Origin of the sequence: Variovorax sp. PDC80 (assembly GCF_900115375.1) — a bacterium.
Classification (GTDB): domain Bacteria; phylum Pseudomonadota; class Gammaproteobacteria; order Burkholderiales; family Burkholderiaceae_C; genus Variovorax.
Genome location: NZ_FOWG01000021.1, coordinates 17,542 through 39,608 on the forward strand (window position 1 = coordinate 17,542; position 22,067 = coordinate 39,608).

At 70.7% G+C, this 22,067-nt stretch carries 25 protein-coding genes; 24 read left to right on the forward strand and 1 reads right to left on the reverse strand.

Annotated elements, in window-relative coordinates; translation table 11 throughout:
• The first annotated feature begins 29 nt into the window (after window positions 1-29).
• Window positions 30-356, forward strand: a complete 327-nt coding sequence (locus tag BM109_RS38300) for an ArsR/SmtB family transcription factor (protein WP_093355146.1) — start codon at window positions 30-32, stop codon at window positions 354-356.
• Between the two features lie 22 nt (window positions 357-378).
• Here BM109_RS38300 and BM109_RS38305 read toward each other — a convergent pair whose 3' ends face one another.
• Window positions 379-795: a DsrE family protein gene (locus BM109_RS38305; protein ID WP_057593584.1), complete on the reverse strand. Its 417-nt coding sequence runs from the start codon at window positions 793-795 to the stop codon at window positions 379-381.
• Between the two features lie 186 nt (window positions 796-981).
• On the opposite strand from BM109_RS38305, the gene BM109_RS38310 reads away from it, so the two are divergent.
• From BM109_RS38310 to kdpE, 23 genes are all read left to right on the forward strand, one after another.
• Window positions 982-1,872: an MBL fold metallo-hydrolase gene (locus BM109_RS38310; RefSeq protein WP_256223072.1), complete on the forward strand. Its 891-nt coding sequence runs from the start codon at window positions 982-984 to the stop codon at window positions 1,870-1,872.
• On the forward strand, window positions 1,869-2,339 hold the full coding sequence (locus BM109_RS38315; protein ID WP_093355151.1) for a thioredoxin domain-containing protein: 471 nt from the start codon (window positions 1,869-1,871) through the stop codon (window positions 2,337-2,339). The genes BM109_RS38310 and BM109_RS38315 overlap by 4 nt, the downstream gene beginning before the upstream one ends.
• 155 nt (window positions 2,340-2,494) lie before the next feature.
• Entirely contained in the window at window positions 2,495-2,806 is a 312-nt protein-coding gene (locus BM109_RS38320; protein ID WP_093355153.1) for a c-type cytochrome, read from the forward strand.
• Window positions 2,807-2,825: 19 nt separating this feature from the next.
• Entirely contained in the window at window positions 2,826-4,169 is a 1,344-nt protein-coding gene (soxC, locus tag BM109_RS38325; RefSeq protein WP_093355156.1) for a sulfite dehydrogenase, read from the forward strand.
• Window positions 4,153-5,211 carry a c-type cytochrome gene (locus BM109_RS38330; protein WP_093355158.1) on the forward strand — a complete coding sequence of 353 codons (1,059 nt, stop codon included), beginning with the start codon at window positions 4,153-4,155 and terminating at the stop codon, window positions 5,209-5,211. Before soxC ends, BM109_RS38330 begins: the two co-directional genes overlap by 17 nt.
• Before the next feature lie 49 nt (window positions 5,212-5,260).
• Complete coding sequence (gene soxY / locus BM109_RS38335) at window positions 5,261-5,716, forward strand: thiosulfate oxidation carrier protein SoxY (RefSeq protein ID WP_093355161.1); 456 nt, start codon at window positions 5,261-5,263, stop codon at window positions 5,714-5,716.
• Between the two features lie 48 nt (window positions 5,717-5,764).
• Complete coding sequence (gene soxZ / locus BM109_RS38340; RefSeq protein ID WP_172705585.1) at window positions 5,765-6,076, forward strand: thiosulfate oxidation carrier complex protein SoxZ; 312 nt, start codon at window positions 5,765-5,767, stop codon at window positions 6,074-6,076.
• Window positions 6,077-6,085: 9 nt separating this feature from the next.
• On the forward strand, window positions 6,086-6,889 hold the full coding sequence (gene soxA, locus BM109_RS38345) for a sulfur oxidation c-type cytochrome SoxA (RefSeq protein WP_093355164.1): 804 nt from the start codon (window positions 6,086-6,088) through the stop codon (window positions 6,887-6,889).
• Between the two features lie 11 nt (window positions 6,890-6,900).
• Window positions 6,901-7,566, forward strand: coding sequence for a sulfur oxidation c-type cytochrome SoxX (gene soxX / locus BM109_RS38350; RefSeq protein WP_093355166.1), 666 nt, complete (start codon window positions 6,901-6,903; stop codon window positions 7,564-7,566).
• Window positions 7,567-7,588: 22 nt separating this feature from the next.
• Window positions 7,589-9,316, forward strand: coding sequence for a thiosulfohydrolase SoxB (gene soxB, locus BM109_RS38355; protein ID WP_093355169.1), 1,728 nt, complete (start codon window positions 7,589-7,591; stop codon window positions 9,314-9,316).
• A gap of 50 nt (window positions 9,317-9,366) precedes the next feature.
• On the forward strand, window positions 9,367-10,476 hold the full coding sequence (locus BM109_RS38360) for a YeeE/YedE family protein (protein WP_093355170.1): 1,110 nt from the start codon (window positions 9,367-9,369) through the stop codon (window positions 10,474-10,476).
• Window positions 10,477-10,558: 82 nt separating this feature from the next.
• Window positions 10,559-11,587, forward strand: coding sequence for a MerR family transcriptional regulator (locus tag BM109_RS38365; RefSeq protein WP_093355173.1), 1,029 nt, complete (start codon window positions 10,559-10,561; stop codon window positions 11,585-11,587).
• A gap of 102 nt (window positions 11,588-11,689) precedes the next feature.
• Window positions 11,690-12,400, forward strand: a complete 711-nt coding sequence (locus BM109_RS38370) for a phytanoyl-CoA dioxygenase family protein (RefSeq protein ID WP_093355175.1) — start codon at window positions 11,690-11,692, stop codon at window positions 12,398-12,400.
• A 62-nt stretch (window positions 12,401-12,462) separates the two neighbouring features.
• Window positions 12,463-12,864 carry a PaaI family thioesterase gene (locus BM109_RS38375; protein ID WP_093355178.1) on the forward strand — a complete coding sequence of 134 codons (402 nt, stop codon included), beginning with the start codon at window positions 12,463-12,465 and terminating at the stop codon, window positions 12,862-12,864.
• 143 nt (window positions 12,865-13,007) lie between these two features.
• On the forward strand, window positions 13,008-13,130 hold the full coding sequence (locus tag BM109_RS41735) for a hypothetical protein (RefSeq protein WP_256223059.1): 123 nt from the start codon (window positions 13,008-13,010) through the stop codon (window positions 13,128-13,130).
• Window positions 13,127-13,225 (forward strand): K(+)-transporting ATPase subunit F, encoded by a 99-nt coding sequence (gene kdpF / locus BM109_RS38380; protein WP_057593567.1) that lies wholly within the window; start codon window positions 13,127-13,129, stop codon window positions 13,223-13,225. The genes BM109_RS41735 and kdpF overlap by 4 nt, the downstream gene beginning before the upstream one ends.
• A gap of 1 nt (window position 13,226) precedes the next feature.
• The gene (gene kdpA, locus BM109_RS38385; RefSeq protein ID WP_093355179.1) at window positions 13,227-15,032 is read left to right on the forward strand and encodes a potassium-transporting ATPase subunit KdpA; all 1,806 of its coding nucleotides are present in this window, start codon (window positions 13,227-13,229) and stop codon (window positions 15,030-15,032) included.
• Between the two features lie 13 nt (window positions 15,033-15,045).
• Window positions 15,046-17,142 carry a potassium-transporting ATPase subunit KdpB gene (kdpB, locus tag BM109_RS38390; RefSeq protein WP_093355182.1) on the forward strand — a complete coding sequence of 699 codons (2,097 nt, stop codon included), beginning with the start codon at window positions 15,046-15,048 and terminating at the stop codon, window positions 17,140-17,142.
• A 12-nt stretch (window positions 17,143-17,154) separates the two neighbouring features.
• Window positions 17,155-17,736: a potassium-transporting ATPase subunit KdpC gene (gene kdpC, locus BM109_RS38395; RefSeq protein ID WP_093355185.1), complete on the forward strand. Its 582-nt coding sequence runs from the start codon at window positions 17,155-17,157 to the stop codon at window positions 17,734-17,736.
• A gap of 54 nt (window positions 17,737-17,790) precedes the next feature.
• Entirely contained in the window at window positions 17,791-18,198 is a 408-nt protein-coding gene (locus BM109_RS38400; RefSeq protein ID WP_093355188.1) for a hypothetical protein, read from the forward strand.
• Window positions 18,188-18,325, forward strand: coding sequence for a hypothetical protein (locus BM109_RS41435; protein ID WP_177239578.1), 138 nt, complete (start codon window positions 18,188-18,190; stop codon window positions 18,323-18,325). Before BM109_RS38400 ends, BM109_RS41435 begins: the two co-directional genes overlap by 11 nt.
• Window positions 18,326-18,350: 25 nt before the next feature.
• On the forward strand, window positions 18,351-21,110 hold the full coding sequence (locus BM109_RS38405) for a DUF4118 domain-containing protein (RefSeq protein ID WP_093355191.1): 2,760 nt from the start codon (window positions 18,351-18,353) through the stop codon (window positions 21,108-21,110).
• Between the two features lie 5 nt (window positions 21,111-21,115).
• Entirely contained in the window at window positions 21,116-21,808 is a 693-nt protein-coding gene (gene kdpE, locus BM109_RS38410) for a two-component system response regulator KdpE (protein ID WP_093355193.1), read from the forward strand.
• Window positions 21,809-22,067 lie beyond the last annotated feature (259 nt).

The following is a 22,067-nucleotide window of genomic DNA, read 5'->3' on the forward strand; positions in this document are numbered from 1 at the left end:
CATTGCGGCCTGCTCAAGAATCTTTCAGCATGGCCACCAAGTCCCGAAAAAAGCCCGCGGCCGTCACCGAGGACGAGGTCTTCGACATCGCTGCCGAGCTGTTCCGGGCCATGGCCGCGCCCATGCGGCTGAAGATCGTCAGCCTGCTGTGCAACGGCGAGAAGAACGTGAGCGAGCTGCTGGCCGAGATCGACACCACGCAGCCCAACATGTCGCAGCACCTCAACACCCTCTACCAGGCGGGCGTGCTCGCGCGGCGCCGCGAGGGCGTGAGCATCTACTACAGCATCGCGAACGAGACCGTGGTGGCGCTGTGCCGCAGCATCTGCGTGCAGATCGCCATCGAGCAGGCCTGAGGCCCGTGCCGGGCCGCCGCCCTCAGGGCTTCAGGTAGACGTAGCCTTCCTGCGCCTGCAGCCGCGCCACCTCGGCCACGCCCGAGGGCACCACCTTCGCTTCCATCAGCAGCCGGCCCGCGTCGATGTTGCGCGTGCTCAGCGTGTTGTTGCAGACGTCGAACACCACGCCGCGCGCGGCCAGCGCGCTCACCGGGCCGCTGAACTCGCGGCCCTTGCTGTCCTTCGCGTCGCTCAGCAGGAAGTCGATGCCGGGGCCGTGCGTGACCACCACGATCTTCGCCTTCGGGTCGGCGTTGAGGTGGTTCGTGATGTTGGCGAGGATGGCCGCGCTGGTCTCCACGCCGGTGTTGACGTGATAGACCGCCTTGACCACCTGCTGCGCGCCGGCGAACGAAGCCGCGATGGCGAGAAGGAACGCGATGAATGCCTGTCTCATGGGGAAACCCTCGGTTGTTGTTGTGGCCCTCAAAATATCATCTTCTACTTATATTTACAGCCGGGCAAGTCCGGGGTCGCGCGGCGATGCATCGCGCGACGATGGAAAAAGAGAGACGCCACGATGTTCCCGCTCCTTCTTCGCGCGCTTCTTCGCGCGCTGCTGCCGCTGGCCTTCGGCCTCTTCATGGCGAACGCGCTCGCCGCGCCCGACATCGCGCCGCGCGCCGTCGCACCCGATGTCTACTACGTGCAGGGCGTGCCGGCCCTGGGCTCGGCCGAGAACCAGAACTTCATCTCGAACGCGGGCTTCGTCGTCACGCGCGACAGCGTGGTGCTGATCGATGCGCTCGGTTCGCCGGCCGCGGCCGAGCGGCTGGTGCGGGAGATCCGCCGCATCACGCCCAAGCCGATCAGCCACGTGATCCTCACGCACTACCACGCCGACCACATCTACGGCCTGCAGGTGTTCAAGGCGCTGGGCGCGCAGGTGATCGCGCATGCGCTGGCCAAGACCTACCTGTACTCCGACGCGGCGCGGCTGCGCCTCGAGGCCTCGCGCAAGGACCTCGCGCCGTGGATCGACGACAGCACGCGGCTGGTGCCGGCCGATGTCTGGCTCGAGGGCCGCACCGAGATGACGATCGGCGGCACGCGCTTCGTGATCCAGCCCGCGGGCCCGGCCCACACGCCCGAGGACCTCGCGATCTACCTGCCGCAACAGCAGGTGCTGTTCTCGGGCGACGTGGTGTTCCGCAACCGCATTCCCTACGTGGGCACGGCCGACAGCCGCCACTGGATCGCGGCGCTCGATGCGCTGCTCGCGCTCGATGCGCGCACCATCGTGCCGGGCCACGGGCCGGCCTCCTCCGATCCGCGGCAGGACCTGCAGCTCACGCGCGACTACCTCGTGTTCCTGCGCGGCGCGATGCGCAAGGCCGCGGCCGACATGACGCCCTTCGACGAGGCCTATGCGGCCACCGATTGGTCGCGCTACGAGGCCATGCCGCTGTTCAAGGCCGCGAACCGCATGAATGCCTACAACACCTACCTGCTGATGGAGCAGGAGGCGCGATGAATACGCACAGGTCGACGCGGCGCCAGGTCCTCGCGGGCATCGCGCTGTCGTGCGCCTGGCCCCTGGCGTATGCCGCCGAATCGGCGCTGCCCGCGCCGGACTCGCTGGCCGATGCACTCGCCAGTGCGCTCGCGCGTTCGCAGCCGCTGGTCGTGATGGCCAGCCTGCGCGGCTGTCCCTTCTGCCGCATCGTGCGCGAGCACTACCTGATGCCCGAGCTGGCGACGGGTCTGCCCGTGGTGCAGATCGACCTGCGCGACCGTCGCATGGTGCGCGACTTCGACAGCGCGCCGCGCACGCACGAGGCCATGCTCGCGGCCTGGGGCATCGCGGTCGCGCCCACGCTGCTGTTCTTCGGCCGCGGCGCGCGCGAGGTCGCCGAGCGGCTCGCGGGCGGGGCCTCGGATTTCTACGGCGCCTACCTCGAGCAGCGGCTGCACCAGGCCCGCGCGGCCGTGCGCGCGTGATCGCGAGCTAGCGTTATGCATGAGCGTGCCGAGCGGGTTTCCCCCAGGCACGAAGCCCTTCCCATCGACGCACGGACTCCTAAAATCAATACATAACGATTTACTTATTTAACGATGAAACTGGCAGCTTCGATGCGAGTTTCGAGGAGACGAAATTGAAGTTGTTGCCGTCGCTCGCGGTCGCCGCCGCATTGCTGATCTGCGTCCAGGCGCATGCGAGCAAGGAGCTGGCCCAGAAGAACGCCTGCCTCGCCTGCCACGCGACCGACAAGAAGCTCGTGGGCCCGGCCTACCAGGACGTCGCGAAGAAGTACGCGGGCCAGTCCGATGCGCTGGCCGTGCTCACCGCGAGCATCCAGAAGGGCAGCAGCGGCAAGTGGGGCCCGGTGCCGATGCCGGGCCAGCCCGCGCTGAGCGAGGCCGACGCCAAGTCGCTGGCCGCCTGGGTGCTGGGCGGCGCCAAGTAGGCGGTTGCGAAGGCCTGCGATGAGCAACATCCAGCAGCCCGGCCAGGTGCGCAAGGCGCCCGAGAACTTCGTCGACGCGCAGGGCGTGCGCACCGTGTTCTCGGAAGCGCGCAAGGGCCGGCGCGATTTCATCCGCGGTGCCTTCGCGGTCGCCGTCGCGGGTGGTGCGGCAACGTCGGCGCTCGCGCAGTCCGATGGCGATCCCGCGATCCTCCAGCTGCCCGCGCACAGCACCGGCCTCGGCCAGCCCGTGGTCACCGACGGCTACGGCAAGCCCTCGAAGTACGAGGCCAACGTGCAGCGCCGCCAGAGCCCCGGCCTCACGCCGACCGCGCAGGCCTCGGTCTCGTTCGCGCCGCTGCAGTCGCTGTTCGGCATCGTCACGCCCAGCGGCCTGCACTTCGAGCGCCATCACCAGGGCTGGTGGGACATCGATCCTTCGAAGCACCGCCTGATGATCAACGGCCTCGTGAAGGCCGCCAAGGTCTTCACGCTCGACGAGCTGATGCGGCTGCCCTCGGTGTCGCGCTTCCACTTCATCGAATGCGGCGCCAACACCGGCATGGAGTGGGGCAATGTCGCGGTGCCCACCGCGCAGTACACGCACGGCATGCTGTCGTGCAGCGAGTTCACGGGCGTGCCGCTGATCACGCTGCTCGAGATGGCCGGCGCCGACCTCAAGGGCGAGCGCTTCGTGTTGGCCGAGGGCGCGGACGGCTCCTCGATGACGCGCACCATCCCGATGAGCCTGGTGCGCTCGGGCGAGGTGCTGGTGGCCTACGGCCAGAACGGCGAGATGCTGCGGCCCGAGCAGGGCTATCCGCTGCGGCTGGTGGTGCCGGGCGTGCAGGGCGTGAGCTGGGTCAAGTACCTGCGCCGCATCGAGCTCGGCGACATGCCCTACGGCACCAAGGACGAGACCGTGCACTACGTCGACCTGATGCCCGACGGCCAGCATCGCCAGTACACCAGCGTGCAGGAATGCAAGAGCGTGGTGACCACGCCCTCGGGCGGGCAGACGCTGCTGGACAAGGGCTTCTACAACATCACCGGCCTGGCCTGGTCGGGGCGCGGCAAGGTGAAGCGCGTCGACGTCAGCGTGGACGGCGGGCGCAACTGGCGCAGCGCGCGGCTCGAGTCGCCGGTGCTCTCGAAGTGCCTCACGCGCTTCAACATCGACTGGGCGTGGGACGGTTCGCCCGCGCTCATCCAGAGCCGCGCGATGGACGACACCGGCTACGTGCAGCCCAGCTACCGCCAGCTGCGCGCGGTGCGCGGCACGCGCTCGATCTATCACAACAACGCGATCCAGTCCTGGCAGGTGCAGGCGAGCGGGGAGGTGGCGAATGTCCAGCTCGGCTAGCCGCATCGTGCTGCGCGCGCTGCTGGCGCTCGCGGGCTGCGGCGTCTGCATCGCCGCCTGGGCGCAGCCGAAGGCCGCCTACCCGGGCATCGGGCGCGACGCCACGCCGAAGGAAGTGGCGGCCTGGGACATCGACGTGCGCCCCGACTTCAAGGGCCTGCCCAAGGGCTCGGGCTCGGTCGCGCGCGGCCAGGACATCTGGGAGGGCAAGTGCGCCTCCTGCCACGGCGTGTTCGGCGAATCGAACCAGGTGTTCAGCCCCATCGTCGGCGGCACCACGGCCGAGGACATCAAGACCGGCCACGTCGCGCGGCTCAAGGACCCGGCCTTCCCGGGCCGCACCACGCTGATGAAGGTGGCGAGCCTCTCGACCGTCTGGGACTACGTCTACCGCGCCATGCCGTGGAACCAGCCCAAGTCGCTGACGCCCGACGACGTGTTCGCCGTCACCGCCTACATGCTGAACCTCGGCGGCATCGTGCCCGACGACTTCACGCTGTCGGACCGCAACATCCGCGAGGTGCAGGCGCGCATGCCGAACCGCAACGGCACCACCACCGCGCATGCGATGTGGCCCGGCAACGAGTTCGGCCGCGCGGCGAAACCCGACGTGGCGGCGGTCGCCTGCATGCGCGACTGCATGCCTGCCACGCAGACCGTGTCGCAACTGCCGCCGCATGCGCGCGGCAGCCACGGCAACCTCGCCGAGCAGAACCGGCTGGTGGGCCCGCAGCGCGGCATCGACACCGCGCCGGCCTCGAAGACCGGTGCGCCGGCAGCCGCCGCGCCCACCTCGAAGGCCCCGCTCGCCGTGCTCGAGAAGAACAGCTGCGTCGCCTGCCACGGCATGACGCAGAAGCTCGTCGGCCCCGCCTTCTCCGACATCGCGAAGAAATACCCGGGCCAGGTCGACCACCTGCTCGAGAAGATCAAGAGCGGCGGCAGCGGCGTATGGGGTGCGATCCCGATGCCGCCGCAGACCATCGGCGACGACGATGCCAGGGCCGTGGCGCGCTGGCTCGCCGAAAGCGCCGGGCCATGACATTGCAACGGCGCACCCGGCCCACCATCGATTCGACAGGAGACAAGCCATGAAGAACCGCAGACAGATCCTCCAGCAGTCCGCCGCGCTCGCGGGCCTCGCCGCCACCGGCGCCTGGCTGCCGGCCAGCGCGCTGGCCTACACCAAGGAAGCCTTCGAGGCCAAGAGCGTGGCCGATGCGCTCAAGGCCATCGGCGCCGGCACGCCCACCGAGAGCAAGGAGGTCACGATCACCGGCCCCGACATCGCCGAGAACGGCGCCGTGGTGCCGCTGAGCGTCGCGACCTCGCTGGCCGGCGTGAAGCAGCTGATGCTGCTGGTCGAGAAGAACCCGAACGCGGTGGTCGCGATCTTCAACACCTCGGAGTTCGTCGAGGCGAACTTCACCACGCGCGCCAAGCTGGGCCAGTCCTCCGACGTGTACGCGATCGCCGTCATGAACGACGGCAAGGCGCTGTTCGCGAAGAAGGAAGTCAAGGTCACGCTGGGCGGCTGCGGCGGCTGACGCGCGCGCCGACCCCCACGAAGAAACAACGAGAGAAGGAGACCCACCATGGCAGATCCCATGCGCATCCGCGCCCAGGCCGCGGGCGACAAGACGACCGTCCGCATCCTGATGGCGCACGAGATGGAAACCGGCCAGCGCAAGGACGCCGCCGGCAAGACCATCCCGGCCTGGTTCATCCAGGAGGTCACGGCCTCGCTCAACGGCAAGACCGTGCTCACGGCCGACTGGGGCCCCGCGGTCTCGAAGAACCCGTTCATGCAGTTCACGCTCAAGGGCGCGAAGGCGGGCGACAAGATCTCGGTGACCTGGAAGGACAACCGCGGCGACACCCGCACCGACGAAGCCACCGTCAGCTAGGCGGTCGCCATGCGCAAGATCCCACTCCCGTGCCTGCTGCTGCTGGCGGGCAGCCTGTCGCTGCACGCCGCCGCGCAGAAGACCACCGCCGAAGGCATCGCCGAATACCGCGCGCTGCTGCAGGACGGCAACCCAGCCGAGCTGTTCGAGGCCAAGGGCGAAGACCTCTGGAAGCAGAAGCGCGGGCCCAAGGGCGCCTCGCTCGAGAAGTGCGACCTCGGCAAGGGCCCGGGCGTGGTCAAGGGCGCGTTCGCCGAACTGCCGCGCCACTTCGCCGACACCGGCCGCGTGCAGGACATGGAATCGCGCCTGCTGACCTGCATGCAGACCCTGCAGGGCTTCGATGCCGCCGAGATCGCGAAGACGCCGTTCGGCAGCGGCGAGCAGAAGAACCTCGAGGCGCTGGTGGCCTGGATTTCGGCCGAGTCGAAGGGCATGGCGCTGAACCTGCCGCAGTCGCATGCGAGCGAGCGCCGCGCCTACGAGGTGGGCAAGCGCCTGTTCTTCCTGCGCGCCGGCCCGCACGACTTCGCCTGCGCCACCTGCCATGGCGCCGACGACAAGCGCATCCGGCTGCAGGACCTGCCGAACCTCACGAAGAGCCCCGGCGCCGGCGACGGCTTCGGTGCCTGGCCGGCCTACCGCGTGTCCTCGGGCGAGCTCTGGGGCATGCAGCGGCGGCTCAACGACTGCTTCCGCCAGCAGCGCTTTCCCTACCCGGGCTATGCCAGCGACGTGACCATCGCGCTGGCCGTGTACATGGGCGTCAACGGCAAGGGCGTGAAGACCACGGCCCCGGCCATCAAGCGCTGAAGGAACGCGACATGAATGCCGACCACATCCTGGGCGCCGTCGCGGTCGCCTGCGCGCTGGCCCTGTTCGGCTGCGCGAGCGCCGACAGCGCCGCCGACATCGACCGCTACACGGCCGAGGCCCTCAAGAGCTCGTTCCGCGACCAGGGCATCGCCAAGGTCGACCGCCTCGTGCAGGACCCGGCCAACCGCGCCTGCAGCGAGGCCGACGCCAGCGGCAAGCCGCTCGACGAGAAGACCGCCAAGGAGATCGAGGCGGCCAACATGAAGACCATCCGCTGGCCCGCCGACGGCCGGTTCGTCGGCGACTGGCGCGAGGGCGAGAAGATCGCTCAGAACGGGCGCGGCCTGACCTGGACCGACGCGGCCGCCTCCGCCAAGGGCCCGGCCAACGGCGGCAACTGCTACAACTGCCACCAGATGTCGAAGGAGGAGATCTCCTTCGGCACACTCGGTCCCAGCCTCTACCAGTACGGCAAGCTGCGCGGCGTGAGCGACCCCGCGGCCGCGGCCTCGAAGCCGATCGTCGACTACACCTGGGGCAAGCTCTGGAACGCGCGCGCCTACAACGCCTGCTCGAACATGCCGCGCGTCGGCCATTCGGGCATCCTCGACGAAGCGCAGATCCGCGACGTGATGGGGCTGCTGCTCGATCCGCAGTCGCCGGTCAACCGATAGACGCAGAAGGCCCGCCGCTTCCATGAACCTTTCCAAGCGCGAGTTCCTGCAACTGCTGGGCGCCGGCAGCGTGGCCGGCCTGGGCCTGGGGCGCCACGACGGCGCCAGTGCGGCCGGTGCCGTCGATGCGATGTACGCGCTGCCGCGCTTCGGCAACGTGTCGCTGCTGCACATGACCGACTGCCATGCGCAGCTCAAGCCGCTGTACTTCCGCGAACCCAGCGTGAACATCGGCCTGGGCAGCATGCGCGGCAAGGTGCCGCACCTGGTCGGCGAGCAGTTGCTCAAGGCCGCGGGCGTGGCGCCCGGCACGCGCGTGGCGCATGCGCTCACGCACCTCGACTTCGACCGCGCCGCGCAGCGCTACGGCAAGGTCGGCGGCTTCGCGCACCTCGCCACCCTGGTGAAGCAGCTCAAGGCCAGCCGGCCCGGTGCGCTGCTGCTCGACGGCGGCGACACCTGGCAGGGCTCGGCCACCTCGCTGTGGACCCAGGCGCAGGACATGGTCGATGCCTGCAAGCTGCTCGGCGTCGACGTGATGACCGGCCACTGGGAGTTCACCTACGGCATGGAGCGCGTGAAGGAGATCATCGACAAGGACTTCGCGGGCCGTGTCGAGTTCGTCGCGCAGAACGTCAAGACCGCCGACTTCGGCGACCCGGTCTTCAAGCCCTACGTCATGCGCGAGATCAACGGCGTGCCCTGCGCCATCGTGGGCCAGGCCTTTCCCTACACGCCGATCGCCAACCCGCGCTACATGGTGGCCGACTGGACCTTCGGCATCCAGGACGACAACCTGCAGCGCGTGGTGGACGAGGCGCGTGCCAAGGGCGCGCAGGTGGTGGTCGTGCTCTCGCACAACGGCATGGACGTCGATCTCAAGATGGCCAGCCGCGTGCGCGGCGTCGACGCCATCCTCGGCGGCCACACGCACGACGGCACGCCCATGCCCACGCTGGTGAGCAATGCCGGCGGGCAGACCATCGTGGTCAACGGCGGCTCCAACGGCAAGTTCCTCGGCGTGCTCGATTTCGAGGTCAAGGGCAAGAAGGTCAGCGACTTCCGCTATCGCCTGCTGCCGGTGTTCTCCGACCTGATCCCGGCCGACCGCGAGATGGACGCGTTGATCACGCGCATCCGCGTACCCTACGAAGCGAAGCTGTCGGAGACGCTGGCCCACACCGACGGCACGCTGTACCGGCGCGGCAACTTCAACGGCACCGGCGACCAGCTGCTGCTCGACGCGCTGATGGAGGTGCAGGACGCGCCGATCGCCTTCTCGCCGGGCTTCCGCTGGGGCACCTCGCTGCTGCCGGGCCAGCCCATCACGCGCGAATGGCTGATGGACATGACCGCCACCACCTATTCGTACGCCACCGTCACGCCGATGAGCGGCGAGATGCTCAAGACCGTGCTCGAGGACGTCTGCGACAACCTGTTCAACCCCGACCCCTACTACCAGCAGGGTGGCGACATGGTGCGCGTGGGCGGCCTGCAGTACGCCTGCGATCCCACGGCCGCGATGGGCCAGCGCATCCAGGACATGCGCCTGGACGGCAAGCCCATCGAGGCCGGCCGCACCTACAAGGTGGCGGGCTGGGCGCCGGTCAGCGAAGAGGCGCGCAGCGCCGGCAACAAGCCGGTGTGGGAGGTGATCGAGCCCTGGCTGAAGTCGCGCAAGGTGGTGGCCGCGCGCGCGCCCGAGTCACCGGTGCTGAAGAACGTCGCGCCCAATCCGGGGCTGGCCTGACGGCCGTCGGCGGGCGCGTGGCCGCGCGCCGCGCTCCCTAGAATCGCCGCATGTCTGTCGAACAGGTCTCCCTCCTCACCTCGTTCGCGCTCGCGGCCGCCTTCGCGCTCTCGGCCGTGTTCGGCGCCGTGGCGCGCGCGACGCGCTTCTGCACCATGGGCGCCATCAGCGACGTGGTCAACCTCGGCGACTGGACGCGCGTGCGGCAATGGGCCGCGGCCGGCGGCGTCGCGCTGATCGGTTTCTCGGCGCTGGTGTTCGCGGGCTGGGTCGATGCCGACCGCACGCTCTATGCATCGAACCGCATCCTCTGGCTCTCGGCGCTGGTCGGCGGCCTGCTGTTCGGCTTCGGCATGGTGCTGGCCTCGGGCTGCGGCAACAAGACGCTGGTGCGCGTCGGCGGCGGCAGCCTCAAGGCGCTGGTCGTGCTGCTGGTGATGGGCATCGCGGCCTTCGCCACGCTCAAGGGCATCACCGCCGTGCTGCGCGTGGCCACCGTCGACGCGGTGCACCTGGAGCTGGCCGTCAATGCCTCGCTGCCCGAGGTGCTGGCCGGCGCGCTGCGCATGCAGGCCGCGCCGCTGCGGCTCGCGATCGGGCTGGTCGCGGGTGGCGCGCTGATCGCCTGGGCCGCCTGGGGCCGGCGCGATGCGCGCAGCCTCGCGGGCGGGCTCGCCATCGGCGCGCTGGTGGTGGCCGCCTGGTGGCTCAGCGGCCACTGGGCCGTGGTCGAGGAACATCCGCTCACGCTCGAGCACGTGTTCCTCGCCACCAACTCCGGCCGCGCCGAGGCGCTGAGCTTCGTCACGCCCGTGGCCTATGCGCTCGACTGGCTGATGTTCTACAGCGATGCCAACAAGCTGCTGACCCTGGGCATCGCCTCGGTGGCCGGCGTGATCGTGGGTGCCGCCGCGCAGGCGCTGTGGACGCGCGAGTTCCGCTGGGAGGGCTTCGCCGGCAGCGGCGACCTCGCGCACCACCTGGGCGGCGCCGTGCTGATGGGCATCGGCGGCGTCACCGCCATGGGCTGCACCATCGGCCAGGGCCTGAGCGCGCTTTCCACGCTGAGCCTCGCGAGCCTGCCGGCGATCGTCGGCATCGTCGCGGGCGCGGTGGCGAGCCTCAAGTACCAGGCCTGGCAGCTGCAGCGCGATCTTTGATCGCGTTCGAGCACCATGCTTGACCCGGCCCCTGCGGCCACCTCGATAAACACGGCATCGCAGCAAACACCGAGGTGATCCCGTGACCCCTTCTTCCCGTTTCCTGAATCCTTCCGAGGCCGCGCGCCGGCTCGGCGTGTCCGCCAAGGCCCTGCGGCTGTACGAGCAGCGCGGCCTGCTGGTGCCGGCGCGTACGGCCGCGGGCTGGCGCTCCTATGGTCCCGCCGAGATGGCGCGTGCCGCCGAGATCGTCGCGTTGCGCGCGTTGGGCCTCAGCCTCGCGCAGGTGGCGCGCGTGCTCGAGGGCGATGCGCAAGGGCTGGCGCCGGCCCTGGCGGCGCACCAGGCGGCGCTCGAAGGGAAGGCGCGAGAGCTCGACGCCACGCTGGAGAAAGTGCGCGGCCTGCGCGACGAACTCGCGCGCGGACTGATGCCCGCGCCCGGCGAACTCGCGCGCCTGCTGCAGCCCGACACCCGGCCCGCGCTCGAGTTCGAACTGCCCTGGCCCTGGGGCGGCGAACGCTTCGCACTGAACGACATCCGCCCGATCAACCACATCGTCGGCCCGCTGGGCAGCGGCAAGACGCGGCTCGCGCTGCGCATCGCCGAGCGTTTTCCGGGCGCGGTCTTCCTGCCGCTGGACCGCGCCGAGGGCGATGCCACCGCCACGCGGTTGCGTGAAGATGCCGCCCTGCGATCGCGCGTCGATGCCACCCTGGCCTGGCTCGTGGAGGACGGCGCCACCGGATCCGAGGCCCTGACCGCGCTGCTGGCCGGCCTCGAGGCCGAAGGCCCCGCCGCCATCGTCGTCGACATGGTGGAGCAGGGCCTCGACCATGCGACCCAGGAAGCACTGATCGCCCACCTGCGCCGCCGCGGCGCCGAGGCGCGGCCGCTGTTCCTGCTCACGCGCTCCAATGCCTTCCTCGATCTCGCGGCGGTCGGCGCGCACGAGTCGATCCTGCTGTGCCCGGCCAACCACAGCCCGCCGACCTATGTCGCGCCGTTCGAAGGCGCACCGGGCTACGAGGCCGTTGCCACCTGCCTCGCGACACCCGAGGTGCGCGCGCGCACGCAGGGCATGATCGCGTGGCGGCCGAAGGTGGCCTGAGAACGACCCGCTCCCGATCCTGCCGGCGCGCATGTCGGATCCCGCTGGCTGACGCCGGGCCGTCAGCGTGTTCCACTGCCGGGAGTTCCCCTGGATGCTTTCATGAGCCCCACGCAGATCGATCATTTCAGGACCCACGGCTACCTCCACCTCGAAGGCTTCCACCCGAAGCCCCGCGTGGCCCCGCTGCGCCAGAAGCTGCGCGACGAACTCAAGCGCCTGGCCGGCGCCAAGGGCGGCCTGAGCGCGGTGCAGCGCCTGCCGTTGTTCCAGCAGATCGGCAAGCTCTCGGCGCTCGTGAACCTGCCCGGCGTGCACGAGGCGCTGGTCACGCCGGCGCTGCTCGACGTTATTGCGAAGCTCGGCCACCGCGCCCCGCCGTCCGCCGCCGCGGGCCACCCGGGCACGCAGTTGCTACTGTCGCCGCCACAGCAAGGCGACTGGACCCTGCAGGGCCTGAACTGGCATGTAGACCTCGCGGCGCGGCCGCAGGATCCGCTGCCCGGCGTGCAGGCCTTCTTCCTGATCGACGACGTGGCGCCGCACGGCGGCGCCACGCTCGCGCTCGCGGGCTCGCACCGCATCGACACGCGGCGGCCGGCCTCGGATTCGCAACCCGCGCTGCGCGAGCTGCTCAAGGACCCGCTGGACCTGGAGCGCCGCCTGGGCGAGCAGGGCCTGGCCATCGTCGAGATGTGCGGCCGCGCCGGCGACGTGTTCCTGATGGACATGCGCGTGCTGCACACGCCCTCGGTCAACGCGACGAAGCAGCCGCGGATGATGGCGACCACGCGCTGCATCTTCGGCACCTGACGCGCCGCGACAAGACGCCGAGGCGTCAAGGCCGCGCGCATCGGTCACGCGAAAATCCCCGCATGGACATCGAAAAATTCCCGAGCGCGCTGATGCACACCATCGGCTTTTCGCAGCTGCTGCGCAGCGATGCCGAGGCCGGCCTCGCGCGCGTGCGTTTCGTGGCGCGGCCCGAGTTCGCGCACAGCAACGGCACGGTGGTGCAGGGCGGGCTGGTCACCGCATGGCTCGATTGCGCGATGGCCTTCGCGGTGAACGCGAAGGACGCTGCGGCCGGCCTCGCGAGCCTCGAGCTCAAGATCTCGTTCCTCGACCGGGCCGACGTCGCCAGCTTCGAGGCCGAGGCGCGCATCCTGCGCTGGGGCCGCAGCGTGGTGTTCCTCGAGGCCGACCTGTGGTCGCTCGATGGCCGGCTGATCGCGCGCGCCTCGTCCACGGGCAAGCTGCTGCGCCGCGCCGGCTGAGCCGAGCGCCCCACCCGCGGGTCCCGCGGCGTTCCCGGGCGGCGTTTTTACGCTTTCTTTACGGCCCCCCACCGACTCTTTCCCCCGTTTTGACGCGCATCTGCCGAGACTGCAATTCATCTTTTTGATAGCAGGAGTGATGCATGGACATCGTCTGGATGAGCGCCTTGCTGGCGCTATGGGTCGTGGTGGCGGCCATGGTCGTCGGGCTGAACCGGCTCGAGGGACCGAACCCGCCGGCAGCCAAAGAGGGAGACGCATCGTGATCGGCCTCGACGTCCTCTACGGCTTCGGCGCGCTGATCGCCGTGGTGCTTTTCGCCTACCTGGTTTTCGCGCTGATCTGCGCCGAGGAGTTCTGAGATGAGCGCCTCGGCCTGGGGCCTGCTGGCCCTCTTCTTCGCGCTGCTGCTGCTGCTGGCCTGGCCGGTCGGCAGGTTCCTCGCGGCGCTGTGCAACGAACGCGTGCCGCGCTGGATGGCACGCGTCGAATCCCCGTTCTACAAGCTGGCCGGCGTGGCGCCGGCGCAGTCGATGAACTGGCGCGTCTACGCGATGGCGCTGCTGGCCTTCAACACGGTCGGCGCGATCGTGGTCTACGGCCTGCAGCGGCTGCAGGGACTGCTGCCGCTCAACCCGGCAGGCATGGGCGCGGTGTCGCCCGACTCGGCCTTCAACACCGCCGTGAGCTTCGTCGCCAACACCAACTGGCAGGGCTACGCGGGCGAGTCGACGATGAGCTACCTCACGCAGATGCTCGGCCTCACGGTGCAGAACTTCGTGTCGGCCGCGACCGGCATCGCGGTGGCGTTCGCGCTGGTGCGCGGCTTCGCGCGCCGCGGCGAAGGCCAGGGCAAGGGCCTGGTCGGCAACTTCTGGGCCGACATCGTGCGCGTCACGTTGTGGGTGCTGGTGCCGATCTCCTTCGTGCTGGCGGTGGTGCTGGTGGGCCAGGGCGTGATCCAGAACTTCGACGAGTACAAGGCGGTGACCACGCTCGAGACGACCGCGTTCCAGCAGCCCAAGGCCGGCCCCGACGGCCAGCCGCTGAAGGACGACAAGGGCGCGCCGGTGATGGAGGACGCCACCACCACGACGCAGACGCTGGCCATGGGCCCGGTCGCCTCGCAGGAGGCGATCAAGATGATCGGCACCAACGGCGGCGGCTTCTTCAACGCCAACTCGGCGCACCCCTACGAGAACCCGACCGCGCTGTCGAACCTGCTGCAGATGCTGGCGATCTTCCTGATCCCCGCGGCGCTGTGCTTCACCTTCGGCCGCGTGGTGGGCGACATGCGCCAGGGCTGGGCGGTGTTCGCGGCGATGGCGATCATGTTCGTGGTCGCGGTGGTGGTGCTCACGCCCGCCGAGCAGGCCGGCAACCCGCTGCTCGGCCCGCTGGGTGTCGACCAGGTGGCGAGCACGCTGCAGTCGGGCGGCTACATGGAAGGCAAGGAAGTGCGCTTCGGCATCGACGCCTCGGCGCTGTTCGCCGCCGTGACCACGGCCGCCTCGTGCGGCGCGGTCAACCTCATGCACGACTCGCTGACGCCGATCGGCGGCATGGTGCCGCTGGTGCTGATGCAGCTCGGCGAGGTGGTGTTCGGCGGCGTCGGCTCGGGCCTGTACGGCATGCTGATCTTCGCGATGCTCGCGGTGTTCATCGCCGGGCTGATGATCGGCCGCACGCCCGAGTACCTCGGCAAGAAGATCGAGGTGCGCGAGATGAAGCTGCTGTCGATCGCGATCCTGGTGACGCCGATCCTGGTGCTCGTGGGCACCGCCATCGCGGTGGTCTCGGGCGCGGGCAAGGCCGGCATCGCCAACCCCGGCGCGCACGGCTTCTCCGAGATCCTCTATGCGCTGACCTCGGCCGCCAACAACAACGGCAGCGCCTTCGCGGGCCTGTCGGCCAACACGCCCTTCTACAACGCGCTGCTGGGCCTGGCGATGTGGTTCGGCCGCTTCGCGATGATCGTGCCGGTGCTCGCCATCGCGGGTTCGCTGGCCGCCAAGAAGCGTCTTCCGGTCACGGCCGGCACGCTGCCCACGCACGGGCCGCTGTTCGTTTCCCTGCTGATCGGCACCGTGCTGCTGGTCGGTCTGCTCAATTACGTGCCGGCATTGGCCCTCGGGCCGATCGTCGAGCACCTGGTGCTCTGGAAGTAAGGAGGAGCACGTCATGACCACAACCAAGACTTCCCTGTCGCTGTTCGACGCGGCACTGGTGCGCCCCGCGCTGCGCGGCGCCTTCGCCAAACTGAACCCGCGCACCCAGTGGCGCAACCCGGTGATGTTCATCGTCTACATCGGGAGCATCCTCACCACGCTGCTGTGGATCCACACGCTGAGCTTCCCGGGCGACACCGGCATGTCGCCGACCTTCGTGCTCGCGGTCACCGTGTGGCTCTGGTTCACGGTGCTGTTCGCCAACTTCGCCGAGGCGCTGGCCGAGGGCCGCAGCAAGGCCCAGGCCGCCTCGCTGCGCGGCCTGCGCAAGGACACCTGGGCCAAGAAGCTGGCCGAGCCGCAGCGCGATGCGAAGTGGCTCCCGGAGCAGGCGCCCAACCTGCGCAAGGGCGACGTGGTGCTGGTCGAGGCCGGCGACGTGGTCCCGCTCGACGGCGAGGTGATCGAAGGCGTGGCCTCGGTCGACGAGAGCGCCATCACCGGCGAATCGGCACCGGTGGTGCGCGAGTCGGGCGGCGACTTCTCGGCCGTGACCGGCGGCACCCGCGTGCTGTCCGACTGGCTGGTGGTGCGCATCGCGGTGAACCCGGGCGAGTCCTTCCTCGACCGCATGATCGGCATGGTCGAGGCCGCGCGCCGCCAGAAGACGCCCAACGAGATCGCGCTGACCATCCTGCTGGTGGCGCTCACGCTGGTGTTCCTGATGGTCACGGTCACGCTGCTGCCGTTCTCGGTGTTCAGCGTGGAAGCCGCGGGCGCCGGCACGGTGGTCTCGCTGACCGCGCTGGTCGCGCTGCTGGTGTGCCTGATCCCCACCACCATCGGCGGCCTGCTGTCGGCCGTGGGCGTGGCGGGCATGAGCCGCATGATGCAGGCCAACGTGATCGCGACCTCGGGCCGCGCGGTGGAAGCCGCCGGCGACGTCGACGTGCTGCTGCTCGACAAGACCGGCACCATCACGCACGGCAACCGCCAGGCCAGCGCCTTCCTGCCGGCGCCCGGCGTCACCAAGGCGCGCCTCGCGCGCGCCGCCATGCTGGCCTCGATGGCCGACGAGACGCCCGAGGGCCGCAGCATCGTGGAGCTCGCGCGCCGCGACGGGCTGGAGCCCGCGCCGGTCGAGGACGCGCGCTTCGTGGCCTTCACCGCGCAGACCCGCATGAGCGGCGTCGACCTGCCGGCCGCGCCGAACAGCCTGGACACCGATCCCATCGTGCTGCGCAAGGGCGCGGTCGAGGCGGTGCGCCGGCACGTCGAGGCGCTCGGCGGCACGATGGCGCCCGAGCTGCTGCGCGCCTCCGAGGAAGCCTCGCGCCGCGGCAGCACGCCGCTGGCGGTGGCCGAGGGCGACCGCGTGCTCGGCATCGTCGAGCTCAAGGACATCGTCAAGACCGGCATCAAGGAGCGTTTCGCCGAGCTGCGCCGCATGGGCATCAAGACGGTGATGATCACCGGCGACAACCGGCTCACCGCCGCCGCGATCGCGGCCGAGGCCGGCGTGGACGACTTCCTGGCCGAGGCCACGCCCGAGGACAAGCTGGCGCTGATCCGCAAGTACCAGGCCGAGGGCCGGCTGGTCGCGATGACCGGCGACGGCACCAACGACGCGCCCGCGCTCGCGCAGGCCGACGTGGCGGTGGCCATGGGCAGCGGCACGCAGGCCGCGAAGGAGGCCGGCAACATGGTCGACCTGGACTCGAACCCGACCAAGCTGCTCGAGGTGGTGGAGACCGGCAAGGCGCTGCTGATGACGCGCGGCTCGCTGACCACCTTCTCGATCGCCAACGACGTGGCGAAGTACTTCGCGATCATTCCCGCGATCTTCGTCTCGACCTATCCGCAGCTCGCGGCGCTCAACGTGATGCGCCTCGCGAGCCCGTCGTCGGCGATCCTGTCGGCGGTGATCTTCAACGCGCTGGTGATCGTGTTCCTGATCCCGCTGGCGCTCAAGGGCGTGCGCTACCGGCCGGTGGGCGCCGCCGCGCTGCTGCGCCGCAACCTCGCCATCTACGGCCTGGGCGGCCTGCTCGTTCCCTTCATCGGCATCAAGCTGATCGACTGGCTGCTGGTCGCCATTCACCTGGTCTGAGGAGTCCCCATCATGAGCAACACCACCGGCGGCATCGTCCGCCCCGCCATCGTCGTCTTCGCGCTGCTGAGCGCGCTCACCGGCCTGATCTACCCGATGGCCGTCACCGGCGCCGCCAAGGCGGCCTTCCCCGCGCAGGCGGCCGGCAGCCTGATCGTGCTCGACGGCACCACCGTCGGCTCGAAGCTGATCGGCCAGAACTTCAGCGACCCCAAGCACTTCTGGGGCCGCCCCTCGGCCACCGCGCCGCAGCCCTACAACGCGAGCGCCTCGGGCGGCGCGAACCAGGGTCCGCTGAACCCCGCGCTGACCGACGCCGTGAAGGCGCGCGTGGAAGCGCTGCGCGCGGCCGACCCGGGCAACACCGCGCCGGTGCCGGTCGACCTGGTGACGGCCTCGGGCAGCGGCCTCGACCCCGACATCAGCCCGGCCGCGGCGCGCTACCAGGCGCCGCGCGTCGCGCGCGAGCGCGGCCTGCCGCTGGGGGAAGTCAACGCGCTGATCGATCGCCAGACCCAGCAGCCGCTGTGGGGGCTGCTCGGCGAGCCGCGCGTGAACGTGCTGGCGCTGAACCTCGCGCTCGACAAGCGCTGAACCCCGCATCGCAATCCGCAACCCGCAAAGCAGATCCAGGCAAAGGAGACCTGTATGGCCTACGCCGCATACCGTGAACATCCCGTGTATTTCCGAAGTCCCGCCGCGGCCGGTGCCGCGATCGCCGCCACGGCGGCGCCGGTGCCGGCCGCTGCCCGCAAGGCCGGCGGCGACAGCTTCCACGTGCTCGACGTCACCGTCAGCTGTGCCGACGCGCTGCGCGTGCGCCGCAGCCTGGCCGGCTGCGCCGACGCCGGCGTGGTGCGCTGCGAACCGCTGCTGCACGGCTGCAGCTCGCAGGAGAGCGACGCGCCCTGCGTGCGGCTGATGATCCGCCTGCCGATGCGCAGCTACGCCGACGTGCTGCACCGCCTGATCGAATGCGTGCCCTCGGGCGAGATCGGCCGGCTGGTGAGCTGGCGCGAGCACCTCGCGCGCTGCGGACTGCGCCATGGCCACTGACTGGTTCCATGCGCTGCTCGCGCTGGCGGCGCTGTTCGTGCCGCTGGGCTTCGCCTGGCTGGTGCTGTCGCGCACCGCGCGGCGCCACGAGCACCGCGCCCGGCGCAAGGACGGTCCCGCGCGATGAGCCGATGCGCTAACCTGCGCTCCCGATGAGCGAGCTGTCCCGCCCCGACCCCGACGCGTTGATCGCCCAGCTGCGCAGCGACGAGGCGCGCGCGCGGCGCGGCAAGCTGCGCATCTACTTCGGCGCCAGCGCCGGCGTGGGCAAGACCTGGGCCATGCTGAGCGCCGCGCAGCGCGAGCGCAAGGCCGGGCGCGACGTGCTGATCGGCGTGGTCGAGACCCACGGCCGCGGCGAGACCGCCGCGCTGCTGGCGGGGCTCGATGCCCTGCCGCTGCGCGAGATCGCCTACCGCGGCCGCACGCTGGCCGAGTTCGACCTCGATGCCGCGCTGGCGCGCCAGCCCGCGGTGCTGCTGGTCGACGAGCTGGCCCACACCAACGCGCCCGGCTCGCGCCATGCCAAGCGCTGGCAGGACGTGCAGGAGCTGCTGGCCGCCGGCATCGAGGTCTGGTCGGCGCTCAACGTGCAGCACCTCGAGAGCCTCAACGGCACGGTCGGCGCCATCACCGGCGTGCGGGTGCACGAGACCGTGCCAGACTCGGTGCTCGACGAGGCCGACGAGGTGGTGCTGGTCGACGTCACGCCCGACGAGCTCACGGCGCGGCTCGCGGCCGGCAAGGTCTACCTGCCGCAGCAGGCCGAGCGCGCGGCGCAGAACTTCTTCCGCAAGGGCAACCTGATCGCGCTGCGCGAGATCGCGTTGCGCCGCACCGCCGAGCACGTGGAGGACGACGTGCGCGGCTGGCGCATCGAGCAGTCGGGCCCGGGCGCCGGCGGCCACGGCAAGGGCACCGGCCTGCAGGCCTGGCACACCTCGGGCGCGATCCTCGCGTGCGTCGGCCCGCACGAGGGCGCGGCGCAGACGGTGCGCACCGCGGCGCGGCTCGCGGGCCAGCTCAACGTGCGCTGGCATGCCGTGTATGTCGAGACCCCGCGGCTGCAGCGGCTGGCCGCGGCCGAGCGCGACCGCATCCTCGCGGTGCTCCAGCTGGCCGAGGAGCTGGGCGCGGCCACCGCGGTACTCACCGGTTCCGACGTGGCCGAGCAGCTCGCCGAGCAGGCGCGCCGGCTCAACTGCGCGACGCTGGTGCTCGGGCGCGCCGAGCCGGCCACCGGCTGGCGCCGCCTGTGGATGGCGGCGCAGGTGCCGCTGGCGCGCGCGCTCGCGCAGCTGGCGCCGGCGCTCGACATCCTCGAGGTGGGCCGCGCCGACAGCGCGCGCCGGCTGTCGCGCTCGCCGCTGGGCGTGGCCGGTGCGCGCATCGACAGCGACGACCACGAGAAGGCGCCGATCCACTGGCCCGGCTATGCCTGGGCCGCGGCCACCAGCGTGGCGCTCACGCTGCTGTGCACGCCGCTGACCGGCGTGCTCGAGCTGTCGAACATCGTGATGCTGTTCCTGCTCGGCGTGGTGGGCGTGGCGATGCGCTTCGGGCGCGGGCCCTCGGCGCTGGCGGCGCTGCTCAACGTCGCGGCCTTCGACTATTTCTTCGTGCCGCCCCGGCTGTCGTTCGCGGTCAGCGACGTGCAGTACGTGCTGACCTTCGCGATCATGCTGGGCGTGGGCCTGCTGGTGGGCCAGCTCACGGCCGGGCTGCGCTTCGCGGCCGGCGTGTCGACCAGCCGCGAGCGTCGCGCGCGCTCGCTGTTCGAGCTCACGCGCGAGCTCTCGGCCGCGCTCGAGAGCACGCAGGTGGTCGCGCTCGGCGCGGCCGCGGTGCAGGGCCACTTCGGCGGCCATGCGCTGGTGCTGGTGACCGATGCCGCCGACCAGCTGGTGGCGCCGGCCGATCCGCCGCCGGGCTTCGACGCGCAGGTGGCCGACTGGGCCTTCCGCCACGGCCAGAGCGCGGGCCTCGCCACCGCCACCCTGGCCGCGCAGCCCTGGCACTACGTGCCGCTGCAGGCGCCGATGCGCGTGCGCGGCGTGCTCGCGCTCGAACCGGCGCAGCCGCGCTGGCTGCTGATCCCCGAGCAGGCGCAGCAGCTCGACACGCTGGCGCGGCAGATCGCGATCGCGCTCGAGCGCGTGCACTACGTGGAGGTGGCGCAGCAGGCGGTGGTCGAGATCGAATCGGAGCGGCTGCGCAACGCGCTGCTGGGCGCGATCTCGCACGACGTGCGCACGCCGCTGACCGCGCTGATCGCGCTGGCCGAATCGCTGCAGACCTTGCCGGCGGAAGAACACGCCGAGGCGGCGCGCGCGATCGTCGCGCAGGCGCACGAGCTGCATGCGCTGGTCAACAACCTGCTCGACATGGCGCGGCTCGAGAGCGGCATCGCGGGCGGCGCGGTCAACCTGCGGCGCGACTGGCAGTCGGTCGAGGAGGTGGTGGGCTCGGCCATCCGCGCGGCGCGCACCGCGCTCGGCGCCACCGTGGTCCAGACCGCGCTCGATGCCGGGCTGCCGCTGGTCGAGTTCGATGCGGTGCTGATCGAGCGCGTGCTGGTGAACCTGCTCGAGAACGCCACCAAGTACGGCGCACCGCCGATCGTGGTGGGCGCGCGCGCCGAGCCTGGCACGCTGGTGCTGAGCGTGCGCGACCACGGCCCGGGCCTGCCCGCGGCGCTGCTGGGCCATGAGCAGAAGCTGTTCGACAAGTTCACGCGCGGCGAGGTCGAATCGGCCACGCCGGGCGTGGGGCTGGGGCTGGCGATCTGCAAGGCGGTGGTGAGCGCCCATGGCGGCGAGATCGTGGCCGCCAACGCGCGCGGCGGCGGTGCAGAATTCACTGTCACGCTCCCGCGCCGGGAGCCGCCCGAACCGGCCGAAGCCCCGCTCTGACCCCCATGCCAGCCCCCACCGCCATCGTGATCGAGGACGAGCCGCAGATCCGCCGCTTCGTGCGCGGCGCGCTCGAGGCCGAGGGCTGGCTGGTGCACGAGGCCGGCACGCTGCGCGACGGCCTCGCCGCGGCCGGCACGCGCCAGCCCGACCTGCTGGTGCTCGACCTGGGCCTGCCCGACGGCGACGGCGTCTCGCTGATCCGCGACGTGCGCGGCTGGTCGGCGGTGCCGATCATCGTGCTGTCGGCGCGCAGCGACGAGGCCGACAAGATCGCGGCGCTCGACGCCGGCGCCGACGACTACCTGACCAAGCCCTTCGGCACCGGCGAACTGCTCGCGCGCGTGCGCGCCAACCTGCGGCGCCCGCGCGCGGCCAGCAGCGAGGAGGTGCCCGAGGCGCTGTTCCGCTTCGGCGAGATCGAGCTCGACCGCGCCGCGCGTATCGTGCGCCGCGCCGGTGCCGAGGTGCACCTCACGCCGACCGAGTACCGGCTGCTGTCGGTGCTGGCCGCGAACGCGGGGCGCGTGCTGACGCAGCGCCAGCTGCTGCGCGAGGTCTGGGGACCGTCGCACACGGACCAGAGCCACTACCTGCGGATCTACATGGGGCATCTGCGGCAGAAGCTCGAGGACGATCCGGCGCAGCCGCGGCATCTGCTGACGGAGACTGCGGTGGGGTATCGGCTGGTCGTGTAGCTCTTCGTCGATGATGGTTCGGGGCGCGTGCACAGGACAGCGGGTACTTCCCTCCGCGAATGTCCCCCGGCCTTCGGCCTCCTCCTTGATTTCGCTGCGGGAAGCACCCGCTGCCCTGTGCACGGAGGCGCTGCGGTGGTGCCGGCCGCACAACAACGATTGCGTCCAGGCTCACGTCGATGGGGTACTCCCCGCAGCGAAATAAAGGAGGAGCCCGAAGGGCGGGGGACATTCGCGGAGGGGAGTACCCCGTCGGCGT